The organism is Bacteroides sp. 1001302B_160321_D4 (assembly GCF_015667765.1).
Classification (GTDB): domain Bacteria; phylum Bacteroidota; class Bacteroidia; order Bacteroidales; family Bacteroidaceae; genus Bacteroides; species Bacteroides xylanisolvens.
In genome coordinates this window covers 98,964-112,820 of sequence record NZ_JADPLO010000001.1, presented here as the reverse complement: position 1 = coordinate 112,820, position 13,857 = coordinate 98,964, and the positions used below count along the sequence as shown (strand labels likewise).

Here is a 13,857-nt window from a genome sequence, read left to right as displayed (position 1 = left end):
TATAATATGGCTACACATTTTAAAGATTTATACCGCCGATATATGGAGAAGGGACTACCTTCTTCTGACTTGAGAGAGTTCAAAAAAGAACTTGAACACATACCGGATGAAGAACTTTGGAATACCATGATAAACATGGAAAAAGATTCTGCACCGGAAATCGGGATGCCCCCCATGATGAAAAAGCAGATACGTAAAGAACTTCATCAAATCATCTGGAGAAGACGCTGGTATCAATTTGCGAAATATGCCGCTGTCATTGCTCTACTCGTCACCTCTTCCTTCGGCATATATTCCTTATTCGATACTCCAAGTTCGCAACAAATGATAACTGCCAATGTAAAACCCGGCAGCAAATCAGAGATCATATTGCCGGACGGAACAAAAGTGCAACTGAATGGTGCCACTACCATCAGATATGACATCAATGATACAGAACAACGACTCGTACATCTATCAGGAGAAGCTTTCTTCGATGTAGCCAAAAACCCGGACTGTCCTTTCAGAGTCATGGTAAATGATTTCCAGATCGAAGTATTGGGAACTTCTTTCAATGTGAATACATATAAGAAAGATGTCATCGAAACCTCTCTGCTTACCGGAAAAATTAAAATATCCGGCGGCTCTCTCCCGCACGAATATACGCTTACTCCCGGTGAAAAAGCAACCTACTCCAGTGTAGACAAAGCCCTCAAAATTACAAAAGCTGATGTGCATGTAGAAACAGGCTGGTGTAATGATTATCTAATTTTCGACTCCGAGCCTTTAATTGATGTTATAGAGCAAATAGAACGGTGGTATGGAGTAGAAATAGAACTAAAATATCCACAGATTGCACAAGATTTACTGTCCGGTTCTTTCCGCCATGAAAATATACAGAATGTTATCCATTCATTGAGCCTTCAGTATAAATTCAAATATGAGATACATAAAGATAAAATCATTATTTATTAACCTCAAAAGAAAGGAGCCTATGAAAGATATAATATAAGCTATTTAAAGAAAAACAACCAAAGAATCGCCCAATCCTTTGGTTGTATGAAAGTCGATAAAATTAATCCATTAAAACATGAAAAAATAGTATCAACTATGAATTACACAAAGTTAATTTTTTCCTTTAAAAAGAGGAGACATAATCTCCTTATTTTTAGAAACTTTACCATTTTGCTCACTGGAATGATTTTACTATCCACAACAGGAGCATTGGCACAAAAAGGAAATGTGTCGGTAAACATCAATAATGGTACGGTGAAAACATTCATAAAGGAGATCGAGAAACAAACCCGGTATACATTCGTTTATCGGAACAATGTCCTCAACGACCAAGCGAAAGTGACCGTCAACTGTAAAAATAAGCCTCTCGATCAAGTACTGTCACAAGTATTCACTCCATTAAATGTTTCTTATTCGCTTAATAACAATACCATAGTATTAGTGAAGCAAGAAGTGCAACAACAGAAAAAAAACGAAAAGAAAACCATCAAAGGTACTGTGACAGATGGAAAAGGCGAACCGATTATCGGAGCCAATGTAATACAGGAAGGTGGCATCGGGACAATTACAGATGTTGAAGGAAATTTCACCGTCACAGCAGACCTATCCAAGCCGTTGGAAATATCCTACATCGGATACAAAAAGAAATCTATCCGCATCGGTGCTTCACCAACAATCAACATAGCGCTGGAAGAAGATGCACACGTCATGGATGAAGTTATCGTCATCGGATATGGCTCCAAAACCAAGCGGGATGTTACCTCTTCCATTGGAACTTATAAACCGGGAGAAGTCAATGTCCGCCAGGTATTAGGTGTTGACGAACTGCTGCAGGGACGCGTATCCGGAGTTAATATAACGTCAGCATCCGGTGTACCGGGAAGTAAAAATCGGGTCAGTATCCGTGGAATCGGTTCAATTACCGCAGGTAACGAACCACTATATGTAATTGACGGAGTACCTATCAACAATACGTCAGGAGATACTGGTGCCTGGGGAGCACAATCAATGAACGGTCTGAATGATTTCAATCCCTCCGACGTAGAATCTATACAGATCTTGAAGGATGCAGCTTCCGCTGCTATTTACGGCTCACGTGCAACAAATGGTGTTATCCTGATAACAACTAAAAAAGGAAGTAAGGGACAGGCCAAAGTAAACATTGACACAAATGTTAGTTTCTCCAACCTGACCAGAACAGACAAACTGGATATGACCGACACTGATCTGTTTCTGGAAGTTCTGAACGAAGCTATCGACAACTATAATCTGCAAACCAACAGTACGCAGGCACGTATCGATAACCCTGCACCGGGAAAAGCACAGACAAACTGGCTCGATCTGGTACTTCGTACGGCTGTTACCTACACAACTACCGCGTCTGTGTCAGGTGGAACAGATAAAACGAATTATTACTTGTCCGCCAATTACAAACACAACGAAGGTGTAATTATCAACAATCAGCTCAAACGTTACAATTTGAAGGTTAATCTGGACACGGAAATCAAAAAGTGGCTCAAGGTAGGAACCGCCCTAAATTTAAGTTACTCGCGTAATAACCGCGTTCCCACCGGCTATAATATAGGAACCAGTGTCATTACCCGCGCCATCGAACAACGTCCATGGGATTCTCCTTATCGTCCCGACGGAGAATATGCTGTCGGAGGACAGGAGTTGGCCAACCATAACCCGATACAGGCTCTTAACGAAGAAGATGTATATATCGATAATTACCGTGCCCTCGGTTCACTCTATATGCTGTTTAACATAACGAAAGACTTGAACTTCAAAACCACACTCGGAGAGGATTTCAACTATACAGAAGAACACATTTATTACACAGCCGATCACCCCTATGGCAATAAAGTAGGAAAGCTTATTGACGGACGAAAATCTTATGCGAGTACTTTATGGGAAAACGTACTCACTTATAAACACTCCTTTGAAGAAGATTTCTCTCTGGACGTCATGCTGGGGCATTCTATACAAAAGGATGTAACTTCCTCGGCCGCACAAACGGGTATCGGATTCCCCTCTCCTTCTTTTGACGTCAACTCTGTTGCTGCCGAATACTCGGATATAAGTACAGGACTTTCTTCATTCCTGCTCCAATCATTCTTCGGCCGTTTAAGTCTGAACTACAAGAACCGCTATTTACTAACGGGAACCATGCGTGCTGACGGTTCTTCCAAATTCATATCCAGCAATCGCTACGGATATTTCCCGTCTGTCAGCGCCGGTTGGAATTTGGGAGAAGAATCTTGGTGGAAATATCCACAAACCGATGCAAAGTTCCGCGCAAGCTGGGGTTGCACCGGTAATCAGGGAGGTATCGGCTCTTATGCTTATCAAGCATTAGCCGGTGGAGGATACAACTATAACGGTGAGAACGGTTTAGGACTGACTACTGCAGGCAACCGCGATCTTAAATGGGAAAAAGCCCAACAAGCTGACATCGGAGTAGACCTTTCTTTTTTCAGAGGTGCGATCACATTCACAGCAGATGCATTTATCAAAGATACCAAGGACTTGCTTTACCAAAAGCCAACTCCTGCTACATCGGGTTATACCAGCCAGGTATGTAATATCGGATCAATGCGTAATAAAGGACTCGAATTTACCTTAGGAGCCAACCTTAGCAAAGGTTCATTCTCATGGCATTCGGATTTCAATATCTCCTTTATCAGAAATAAACTGACTGCGCTCCTCGACAATAATGAGATATTGACAACCAGCTCGATGCACGCCCTTAAAGTCGGCGAGCCGATAGGGTCTTTCTATATGATTAAGTGGAAAGGTATTTACCAGTCGGATGATGAAATTCCTGCCAAGATTTACGATCAGGGCGTAAGAGCAGGAGACTGTATTTACGAAGATGTGGATGGCAACGATGTCATAGACGAAAACGACAAACAGTTTGTCGGCTCGGCTAATCCAAAGTTCACCGGTGGTTTCAATAACACATTCAAGTACAAAGGCGTTGACTTGAGCCTGTTCTTTACATTTTCGTCAGGCAACAAGCTCTATGAACTGTGGACCGGAGGTTTACGAATGGGTAACGGTACATGGCCGATACTGAAATCAGCTGCAGAATCCCGTTGGACGGGACCGGGCAGTACTAACGAAAATCCGCGTGCCATTTATGGTTATACGTGGAACTCAACCAAGTTTGTCAATACCCGAATGTTACACGATGCATCTTATATCCGTTGCCGTACAGCTTCTATTGGATATACCCTCCCAAAAAGTTGGATTAACCGGATACATATCGATAATCTACGCATATATTTCCAGGCAGATAACCTCTTCATATTAACGAAGTGGCCGTATCTGGATCCGGAAGTAAATGTAAGCCTCTCTGCAACCAATATGGGATATGATTATCTCTACCCATCCCAACCGCGTACGTTTACAATAGGTGTCAATCTTAAATTCTAACAGATATGAAGAATTTTATTATATCGTTATTAACAGTATTATTGGTGTTTGCCACTAGTTGCAACGAAATGGACCAATATCCGCATAATGCCGTATCCAGTGATAACCTCACCGAGGAGGATGCTCAATTACTGCTTACCGGACTCTACTTTTATATACAAAACAAACCAACAGTAAATGGTTATCTTACACAAGATATTGTCGGCGGAGATCTTGTCCGCGGCGGAGCGACAGGACTGAAAGATCCGGTATTATTGGTAAAAGACCTGGTTACCCCTGAAAGCGGTTTCGTCAGCGGACCGTGGGATGGATTTTATACTGCTCTCTACCAAGTAAATTCACTGATTGTCGCAGTTGACAAATTAGCAGCCAGCCAGTCACGAAACGAGATACTGGGAGTAGCCAGTTTCTTCCGTGGTCTGATTTATTATCACTTGGTTACCCGCTATGGAGAAGTTCCCATTCTCGAAGCTCCTTTTTCAGGAGACATCGCAGCATCTACCGAAACAGAAGGATGGAGTTTTGTAGAAAAGAATTTTCAGGTAGCAATAGATTATGCTCCTACTTTTTCCGACAAGTATTACGTCTCAAAACAAGCGGCAAAGGCTTTAATGGCAAGAACCAAACTTGCACAAGGCAAAATGACTGAAGCTGCCAAACTTGCTGAAGAAGTGATAGGTGATGCCAATTTCTCACTTGCCGACTTCGACCAGATCTTCCGTGGAAAAGCAAACCGAGAAGAAATATTCTCGTTTGTCAATCTGCTCAATGAATCAAGCGTAAACTTGAGTGCTTCCCTCTATTCACGTGCTTCTGCCAATGGAGGTAGCTATACATATGCGCCGACGACAAAAGTGATGAATATGTTCGAACCGGATGATAAACGAACCGCCATATCAATTGATATGCAGGAAACAAATGAAGTCATTAATAAATATCCCGGTGGAGAGGTGACTACCGATCCGATCATTATTACCCGTTTGGGGGAAATGTACCTGATTAGTGCTGAAGCACAAGGACTTTCCAAAGGGCTTACCCGTTTGAATGAGCTTCGGAACTTCCGTGGTCTTCCTTCTGTACACCCTGCCACTGAAGAAGACTTCATAGATGCAATTCTCAATGAGAGACATACGGAACTACTGGCGGAAGGTTTCCGTTGGTTCGACCTTGTCCGCCTCAACCGCCTGGAAAGTGATCTCGGCTTTGAGCGCAAGTATAACAAATTACCTATTCCTGCCAAAGAAAGGTCTCTCAATAAACTTTTAAATCAAAATTCATATTGGGCTAACTAAAACAATGAAAATGATGAACTTATTAAAATACATGCAGATTCTGTCATTTGTATTACCAGTGGCTTTCTTAAGTTGCTCAAACGATACAATTGAAGACGTACATTATACCCCGCAAACAAAAATCGGTCAAAAACTATTAGCGGGTAGTGAAACAGTGGCACGTGTATATACCGATACCAGCTTTGTTGTTGCATTGGGAGTTACGGAAACAGATGTCCACTTTCAAAAGGCAGACAGCCGCTCTACTCATATATTTATAATCGACATTGATTTGAATGAACCGGGGGTTTCATTAGAAGTAGGTATGCCGTATGATGCGGATGTACGCAACAACTTCCAGCGGCAGACACTAACAGAAATGGCAGATTACGCCGACCGTCCGTGGCACCGGGTAGCTGCCATGATTAATGCTGATTTTTGGGATGTCAGTACAATGGATATCAGGGGGCCCATTCATCGCAATGGAGTGATCTTAAAAAACTCATTCATCTTTAAAGAAACACTTCCCCAACAAGCTTTGAGTTTTATCGCGCTGACGAAAGACAACAAAATGGTAATTGCCGACTCTGTGGAGTATCGTGGGATGCAGTACAACCTCAAAGAAGTGACCGGGAGCGGAGTTATCGTGCTACGGGATGGAGAAATATCCGGCGCAACTTATCCAGGTATCGATCCGCGTGCTTGTCTTGGATATTCAGATGATGGTCATGTCTACTTCATGGTGGCTGACGGACGTGTAGAGTTTTATTCATACGGACTTACTTATCCGGAAATGGGTTCAATAATGAAAGCGTTAGGGTGCTCGTGGGCTGTGAACCTGGACAGTGGCGGTTCTGCCCAAATGCTTATACGACATCCGATAGCGGATATATTCCAAATACGGAACCGGCCTTCTGATGGACAGGAGCGGCCTGTGGTAAATACGTGGATGGTAACAGTCAATGAACCTTAAAAAACAGAAAATATGAAGAACTCAATATTTATTTTATCTATCCTATTTTGTTGTAACTTGTTCTGTGGATGTTCGGAATCGGACGAATCCGATTCCCGACAATTTCCTCCGAAACTCATTTCCATTATTCCGAAAGCTGGATCGACAGGAGGTACCGCAATTATTTCAGGAGTTCATTTTTCTGAAACAGCAATTGATAATGAGGTATTTATTAACGGAGTACAAGCGGAAATTATCGATGCAACCCAGAATCGTTTAGTGATTGCTCTTCCCAATAATCCGGAAGGTACTTATTCAATCAAAGTTAGTGTGAAAGGGGAAGTTGTAGAAGGACTCAAATTTACTTATGCAACACCTCAAGCCCCACCTGAACTTGCTGTATTACAGGTTATGCCCTCCTCTGCCTATGCAGGAGATTTAGTGACACTGATCGGTCAGTGTTTCAGCACAGTGGTATCAGAAAATCAGGTGACAATCAACGGAGTGACTGCTGAAGTTAAAGAGGCGACTTCCAGCCAACTCAAAATTATCATTCCCGACACCGAGGAAGGCAGTTACCCTATCCGTGTGAGAATTGGTACTAAAGAAGCTGAAAGCCCCCTGTTTACTTACCTTCACACAGTGACATTAACGACCTCTTCTCTAACCCCCGCACGTGGAAAAGCCGGAGAGGAAGTGGTGATTTCAGGAGAAGGATTTGGAACAACGGTCGAAGAGAACATGGTTTCCATAAACGGAAAGCAGGCAACCGTAAAAGTTGTAACCGCAACAACGCTAACCATTATTGCTCCGGAGAACCCTTCCGGTACCTATCCAGTCAAAGTTACTGTCGCAGATAAAACGGTAGAGAATCTAAGTTTCACCTACGAAGATTTATCTTACACAGTTGCAACAGTAGCAGGTAACTCCGCAACTACCTCTACTGACGGTAAGGGAACGGCTGCCTCTTTCAAATTCCCGCAGGGACTAGCTCTCGCACCCAATGGTGACATATGGATTGCCGAAAGAGGAAATAACGTCATCAGAAAAATGGATCAGGAATATAATGTTTCAACTGTTGCCCAAAGTGGCACCGTTACATTTAATGCTCCCTGGCAAGGTGGTTTCGATCTCTCGGGTATATATTATGTAGCCAATAAAGCTTTGAATAATATTATTAAGATTACACAGGAAGGCACTTGCTCTGTGTTCTCCACCGAAACGACCTTTAAAAGTCCGATGAGCGTCACTTTTGATAGTAACGGTAATATGTATATTGCGGACCGCGATAATAAGGCAGTAAAGAAAATAACATCCGGCGGTACTGTAACTAACTACGATATGTCTTCACTCAAAGCCGGTCCCAATTGTATGGCGGTAGATAAGAAGGGAAGAATTTTTGTAGGTACCGGCGGTACTTATCAGCTGCATATGTTCGATACGGACGGTACACTAAAAACTGTATTCGGAACTGGCGTAGTACCCACTGCCGCGACTTATTCTGATGGTGAACAGAACGACCTGTCAAAAGCAACCATGGGGGCAACATTCGGCATTGCATTCGGCCCGGATGAGGTACTTTATATCACCGATTATACAATGCATACCATACGTACGCTAACACCGGATGCAGAAGGCGACTATACGAAAGGAACATTAAAAACAATAGCCGGTATTCCGGGAACGAAAGGTAAAATTGATGGTTCTGCTCTGACAGCTACATTCAATTGCCCTGCAAGCGTACTGGTTTCGGATAAAGTATATATCGCTGATGAGCAAAACCATTTGATTCGTACCATAACAGTAAATAAATAAAAGACTATGAGAAAGATATACATACTACTGCTCGCCTGCTCACTCTTATCATTGTTTGTAGCCTGCAATGATAATGACTACAAAGCGTCAGTGACAGAGCTTAGGCTGGTCCTCGTGAAACCCACCAATGTTTATTCCGGTGAAATAGCTACAATACTGGGACGTAATTTCAGCACGGTGCCGGAAGAAAATGCTGTTTTCATCAACGACCAACAGGCAACCGTTATAGAAGCCTTCAAGGACGAACTGAAAATAATATTACCTGAAATGGCTCCGGGAAAATATTCCATCCGCGTCAAATCCCCCTCGGGTGAATTGACAGGCCTCGAGCTCAATTATCTGAAAACACCGGATCAGGAATATATCGTTCAAACAATCGTTGGACAGAAGGGAGTATTCGAAATGACAGACGGAGTCGGTACGGAAGCCACAACCAAGCTTCCCACTGGTATCGCTTTTGCTCCGGATGGCAGTTTATGGTTTACAGAACGAGGATACAACTATATACGACGTATCTCTCCGGACTTCCTGGTCACTTCACTCCTCGATGTGGCAGTAGACGGTAGCAGTGCTATCTGGCAAGGTGGATTCGATTCGAAAGGAAACTATTATTTCATCGATAAAGGAAAAGGAATGTTACGGAAAATAGAAACCGGCAGTATGTCTGTTTCAACCATAGCATCCGAAATGAAGAGTCCAATGAATGTTACATTCGATGATGAAGATAACATATATGTATCGGCACGCGACAATAAGGCGATTTATAAATTCACACCTTCAGGTACAAAAACAACTTTCGCCACTCTTAACGTATCTCCCAACTATATTGTGTTCGACAAAAACAAGAATATGATTGTTGGTACTTCTAATGGGTATGTGTTGATTCAAATCAGTCCGGATGGCACGCAAAAGACAATTGCAGGAGACGGAGTAAAAGGACAAGAGTATTATGACGGAGAACCCGGCAATCCGCTTAGTGCAAAAGTGGGTGCTACTTTCGGGGTAGCTGCCGGTTCAGATGGATGCCTGTATCTTTCGGATAACACGTACAACTGCATCCGCAAACTAACTCCTGACGCAAATGGAGACTACTCGAAAGGAACGCTGGAAACCATCGCTGGTTCTGGGAAAGCAGGTTTCTCCGACGGAAAAGGACTGAAGGCTACCTTCAACCAACCGTATGAAATCATAATTACGGAGGACTGCAAAACAATGTATGTGGCAGGCGCTGTCAATTACCTGATTCGCCGCATTACTGTCAAATAATAGCGAGCACCCGGGGCGATGCCCCGGGTGACTTTTATCATCATTAATGAATTCTATTAAGTTATGACGAAAAAACTTTTTTTCTTACTACCTATTCTGCTAACCGCATTTTCCATCAGCGCACAAACAAGGACTGATAAACTTTTGAAAAATCTACATGATAATGAATCGAAGTATATCTTTGTTATCGCTCATAGAGGAGACTGGCGCAATGCGCCGGAAAACTCCCTGCAAAGTATCGAAAAAGCAATTGCAATGAAAGTTGATATGATAGAACTTGACATACAACCGACTAAAGATGGCAACTTTATTTGTATGCACGACGAAACTCTCGACCGTACTTCTACGGGAAAGGGACCGATAAAAGATTATACGACCGAGGAACTAAAAAAGTTCGTCCTACGCAGCGGCAACGGAATCAAGACCCGCCAACCAATCCCCACACTGAAAGAAGCATTAAATGTCTGTAAAGGCCGTATTCTTGTCAATATAGACAAAGGAGGTACTTACATAAAAGAAATTATGCCTATCATCCAGGAATGTGGAATGGAGAAACAGGTCATCATCAAAGGATACTATCCTGTAGAGAAAGTGAAAAAAGAGTATGGCTCCAATGAAAGCATGCTTTATATGCCTATCGTTAATTTATGGGATAAAGAAGCAGTTGCCACTATACAAACTTTTATCAAAAACTTTACCCCAATTGCTTACGAACTATGCTTCAAAGATGATGCAAATCCGAATCTAAAAATAATAGATGAAATCGCTAAATCAGGTAGTCGGGTATGGATGAATACTTTATGGGATAGTCTATGTGGCGGACATGATGATGAGAATGCTCTATTGGAAAGTAAAGATAAACATTGGGGCTGGATGTTAAAGCATAAAGCGACAATGATACAAACAGACCGCCCACAAGAACTTATTCATTATTTGGAGGAAAAAGGATTGAGAGATCTGGAATAATCTTCTCTATAAGTCATTCGAAACATCTTATTAAAGAAGTAACGGGCTTCTTGTTTTCAGGAACAACTTAACACATTTGCAAAAAAAGGTCAATTCACCCCCATGAATTGACCTTTATTTCTTCTTATTTCTTTCCGTTATTCGTTTCTAAACTTAATTTTCAGAATCTTGCTGATAGCAGGTTTATACTTCTTCAGCATCCGGTCGAATCCCAAATCGTTCGGGTGAGTTCCGTCGATGGTTCCCTCGTGATCTGTTCCCAAGAAACGGTCTTCTTTGATGAAATACAAGTTCTTTACGCCTTTTTTACGCAGTACTTCTACTTGCTCGGCGATAGCCTCATTCTGTTGCTTTACATTCTCACGGGCTTTCTGATTAAAGTTTCCCGTTTCGCGTATCAATGTCTGTATGATAATAATAGGTATATCCGGATGTTTTTCCCGCAAGGTCATTACAAAGTCAACAGCCCGTTCGGTAATCTCTTTGGGAGAAGGATTAGGAATACAATCCAAGATAAAAGCGTCTGCATCAATATCCGCTAACATCCCGGCAACTTCTTTCTCCATTTTTCCATTGCCACTCAATCCCAAATTAATGAAATTATATCCACTGCTACGGGATAAGCGGGCCGGATAGGCCATGCCCGGACGGCTGGCAGACGCTCCCTGCAAAATACTGGATCCGTAGACTACTATTTTCTCTTTGAACGGATTTTCTCCTTTATGTATGTGAGCATCAGAAGAAACGCCTATCTCCAGACTCTTCAACTCATCGTATAAGGGCAGATATAACAAACATTCTTTCTCTTCGGTTCCCATATTATCGACAATCACTCTTTCCGTAGTCACGCCACCCGGCATCCCTACTCCGGCAAATTGCCATTTCCCATCCCGTTTGATATACAAGTCCAAGCCTTTCTGGGCTAGTCTGGTCAAGTTTGGCAATTGGTAATTGTCAGGAACAGTCCATTTAGCTTTTATCACTGGGCTGTTCGTTGTGAAGGAAATAGCCAAACCCGCAGAGTTGGTGAATAGCTTCTTTACTGCAGGAGGCATCGTACAATACTTTGCTGTGTCTACCCGATGGAAATATTCACCTTCGGTAGTCGCTTTTCCTACCAATAAAAGCTCTTGAGCCGGCACATAGGTAAAATTGTTCTTCTGCTGTCCGAATGTTGTAAGGGGAAATATTATCAGACCCAGGCAAATCCAGACATTTCGTGTTAAGTTTTTCATGGTCAGTTTAATATTAACAGTTTATTAATTGTCAGTGTATCGTAGCAGTATCAAAAAGCTACTTATAAATCAGCGTTGATAAATACTCTTCTGCAAACATTTCATTGGCAACCTCCAGTAGTTGCTCTGCTGTTAACTCTTCAATACGCTTAAAAACAAGCTCGGATGATTCATATTTATGATAATGAAGGTATGTTTTCGCCATTCCCAGTGCATTATTCTCAAAGTTATCAGATGCCACTCCAATTTGTCCGATCAATTGCTTTTTCGCTGCCGCCAACTGGGAGGAAGTCATTTTCACATCACGCATCCGCTTCAGTTCCTTATAGGTCAGTTTCAAACAGGTGTCCATATCATCTACATCCGTCCCGAAATAGATACAGAAAGCCCCTGTATCCGTATAGGAGGTCAGATTGGATTCGACGTTATAAACCAGCCCTCTGCGCTCACGAAGGGACACATTGAGTTTGCTATTCATCCCGGGACCTCCGAGGACATTGTTCAATAAATAGAGAGCTGTGCGTTTGTCGTCATACGCATTATAGCCACGGCTACCCATCATTACATGTGCCTGGTGTGTGTCTCTAGAAACCGTCAAATGTTCCGGCATATAAAGAGGCGGAGGTGTGCGACGATTCTCTACTCTTACATCAGGAATATCCGAAAGGTATTTTTCTACCAAGCGGATGATTTTCTTGAAATCATATTGTCCCTGAACAAAAAACACCATATTCCCCGGTTGGTAAAACCGGCGGGTAAACGATAGAACATCCTCTGTGCGAAAACTCCGCAGCAGTTCCGGTTTACCAAGAATGTTTCTTCCCAATGGATGATTGCGGAAGATCATATCTTCAAAATCATCGAAGATCAGTTCCGACGGAGTATCCTCATACGACTGGATTTCATCAATAATGACCTCCGTTTCTTTTTCTATCTCATGCTGCGGAAAGGTTGAATGAAATACAATATCCCCCAACAGTTCAAGCGCCCGTTCCAGATGTTCTTTCAGGAAAGCGGCATAGACCACCGTTTCTTCCTTATTAGTGTAAGCATTCAGGTCGCCCCCCACATTCTCCATCCGGTTGAGGATATGCCAGGCTTTCCGCTTCTCCGTTCCCTTAAAAATCAGGTGTTCTACAAAATGGGCCATTCCCTGCTCATTCTCCGCCTCATCGCGCGTTCCGGCATCGATCGCAAAACCACAATAAGCTACTTTTGAGAGGGTCGGTTCATGGATAATACGTAAGCCATTTGGCAATGTATATTCGTTGCAATGCATTGTTTTCTACTTCCTTATTGAATTAATGCCGCAAAAATACAATAAAACTTATTGCTGTTTATAGAAAATTGCAGATATTTGTGGACTATAACAGCAACAACGTATATGGAAAAGATAGGAATATTCTGTTCCGCTTCCGAAAACATTGACAAAGTGTACTTCGAAAGTGCCCGCCAAATAGGAGAATGGATGGGGCAGAAAGGCAAAACCTTGATATATGGAGGTGCCAGCCTCGGACTGATGGAATGTATCGCCCGCGCCGTGAAAGAAAACGGCGGCAAGGTCATCGGAGTTGTTCCCGCCAAACTGGAGGAGAACGGCAAAGTAAGCACTCTGTTAGACGAAGAAATTCACACCCGCAATTTGAGTGACCGCAAAGATATCATAACGGAGAAGTCGGAGGTGCTAGTCGCACTACCCGGAGGCGTTGGTACGCTCGATGAGATCTTCCATGTAATAGCCGCTGCTTCTATCGGTTATCACCGGAAAAAGGTCATCTTCTACAATGAATATGGTTTCTATGACGAACTATTGAAAGCACTCCACACGTTGGAGGATAAAGGTTTTGCACGGCAACCATTCTCAACCTATTACGAAGTAGCAAACACATTGAACGAATTAAAAGAAAAAATAAACTGATTA

Annotated in this window: 10 protein-coding genes; 8 read left to right on the top strand and 2 right to left on the bottom strand. The window is 42.6% G+C overall.

Going from position 1 to position 13,857, the window contains the following annotated elements:
* The first annotated feature begins 6 nt into the window (after positions 1-6).
* The 7 genes from KFO40_RS00425 to KFO40_RS00395 all read left to right on the top strand — a co-directional run bounded on the left by KFO40_RS00425 (position 7) and on the right by KFO40_RS00395 (position 10,701).
* Positions 7-954, top strand: coding sequence for a FecR family protein (locus KFO40_RS00425; protein ID WP_004313822.1), 948 nt, complete (start codon positions 7-9; stop codon positions 952-954).
* A 222-nt stretch (positions 955-1,176) separates the two neighbouring features.
* Positions 1,177-4,431: a TonB-dependent receptor gene (locus tag KFO40_RS00420; RefSeq protein WP_211145955.1), complete on the top strand. Its 3,255-nt coding sequence runs from the start codon at positions 1,177-1,179 to the stop codon at positions 4,429-4,431.
* A gap of 5 nt (positions 4,432-4,436) precedes the next feature.
* A complete protein-coding gene (locus KFO40_RS00415; protein ID WP_004313820.1) occupies positions 4,437-5,723 on the top strand; it encodes a RagB/SusD family nutrient uptake outer membrane protein in 1,287 nt (428 codons plus the stop codon).
* Positions 5,724-5,733: 10 nt separating this feature from the next.
* Positions 5,734-6,675 carry a phosphodiester glycosidase family protein gene (locus KFO40_RS00410; RefSeq protein WP_225450118.1) on the top strand — a complete coding sequence of 314 codons (942 nt, stop codon included), beginning with the start codon at positions 5,734-5,736 and terminating at the stop codon, positions 6,673-6,675.
* A gap of 12 nt (positions 6,676-6,687) precedes the next feature.
* Positions 6,688-8,469 carry an IPT/TIG domain-containing protein gene (locus KFO40_RS00405; RefSeq protein WP_211145953.1) on the top strand — a complete coding sequence of 594 codons (1,782 nt, stop codon included), beginning with the start codon at positions 6,688-6,690 and terminating at the stop codon, positions 8,467-8,469.
* A gap of 6 nt (positions 8,470-8,475) precedes the next feature.
* Positions 8,476-9,735, top strand: a complete 1,260-nt coding sequence (locus tag KFO40_RS00400; RefSeq protein ID WP_008023851.1) for an IPT/TIG domain-containing protein — start codon at positions 8,476-8,478, stop codon at positions 9,733-9,735.
* Positions 9,736-9,798: 63 nt separating this feature from the next.
* Positions 9,799-10,701 carry a glycerophosphodiester phosphodiesterase family protein gene (locus KFO40_RS00395; protein WP_008641676.1) on the top strand — a complete coding sequence of 301 codons (903 nt, stop codon included), beginning with the start codon at positions 9,799-9,801 and terminating at the stop codon, positions 10,699-10,701.
* A gap of 137 nt (positions 10,702-10,838) precedes the next feature.
* Here KFO40_RS00395 and KFO40_RS00390 read toward each other — a convergent pair whose 3' ends face one another.
* Positions 10,839-11,936 (bottom strand): SGNH/GDSL hydrolase family protein, encoded by a 1,098-nt coding sequence (locus KFO40_RS00390; RefSeq protein WP_211145951.1) that lies wholly within the window; start codon positions 11,934-11,936, stop codon positions 10,839-10,841.
* Between the two features lie 58 nt (positions 11,937-11,994).
* On the bottom strand, positions 11,995-13,215 hold the full coding sequence (locus tag KFO40_RS00385) for a M16 family metallopeptidase (RefSeq protein ID WP_009040953.1): 1,221 nt from the start codon (positions 13,213-13,215) through the stop codon (positions 11,995-11,997).
* A gap of 105 nt (positions 13,216-13,320) precedes the next feature.
* On the opposite strand from KFO40_RS00385, the gene KFO40_RS00380 reads away from it, so the two are divergent.
* On the top strand, positions 13,321-13,854 hold the full coding sequence (locus KFO40_RS00380; RefSeq protein ID WP_004313813.1) for a TIGR00730 family Rossman fold protein: 534 nt from the start codon (positions 13,321-13,323) through the stop codon (positions 13,852-13,854).
* The last annotated feature ends 3 nt before the right edge of the window (positions 13,855-13,857 follow it).

Excerpts from the sequence above, each read along its gene's own strand:
- KFO40_RS00415 (WP_004313820.1), top strand. The coding sequence starts at position 4,437 with ATGAAGAATTTTATTATATCGTTATTAACAGTATTATTGGTGTTTGCC.
- KFO40_RS00395 (WP_008641676.1), top strand. The coding sequence starts at position 9,799 with ATGACGAAAAAACTTTTTTTCTTACTACCTATTCTGCTAACCGCATTT.
- KFO40_RS00420 (WP_211145955.1), top strand. The coding sequence starts at position 1,177 with ATGATTTTACTATCCACAACAGGAGCATTGGCACAAAAAGGAAATGTG.
- KFO40_RS00410 (WP_225450118.1), top strand. The coding sequence starts at position 5,734 with ATGATGAACTTATTAAAATACATGCAGATTCTGTCATTTGTATTACCA.
- KFO40_RS00390 (WP_211145951.1), bottom strand. The coding sequence starts at position 11,936 with ATGAAAAACTTAACACGAAATGTCTGGATTTGCCTGGGTCTGATAATA.
- KFO40_RS00400 (WP_008023851.1), top strand. The coding sequence starts at position 8,476 with ATGAGAAAGATATACATACTACTGCTCGCCTGCTCACTCTTATCATTG.
- KFO40_RS00425 (WP_004313822.1), top strand. The coding sequence starts at position 7 with ATGGCTACACATTTTAAAGATTTATACCGCCGATATATGGAGAAGGGA.
- KFO40_RS00405 (WP_211145953.1), top strand. The coding sequence starts at position 6,688 with ATGAAGAACTCAATATTTATTTTATCTATCCTATTTTGTTGTAACTTG.
- KFO40_RS00380 (WP_004313813.1), top strand. The coding sequence starts at position 13,321 with ATGGAAAAGATAGGAATATTCTGTTCCGCTTCCGAAAACATTGACAAA.
- KFO40_RS00385 (WP_009040953.1), bottom strand. The coding sequence starts at position 13,215 with ATGCATTGCAACGAATATACATTGCCAAATGGCTTACGTATTATCCAT.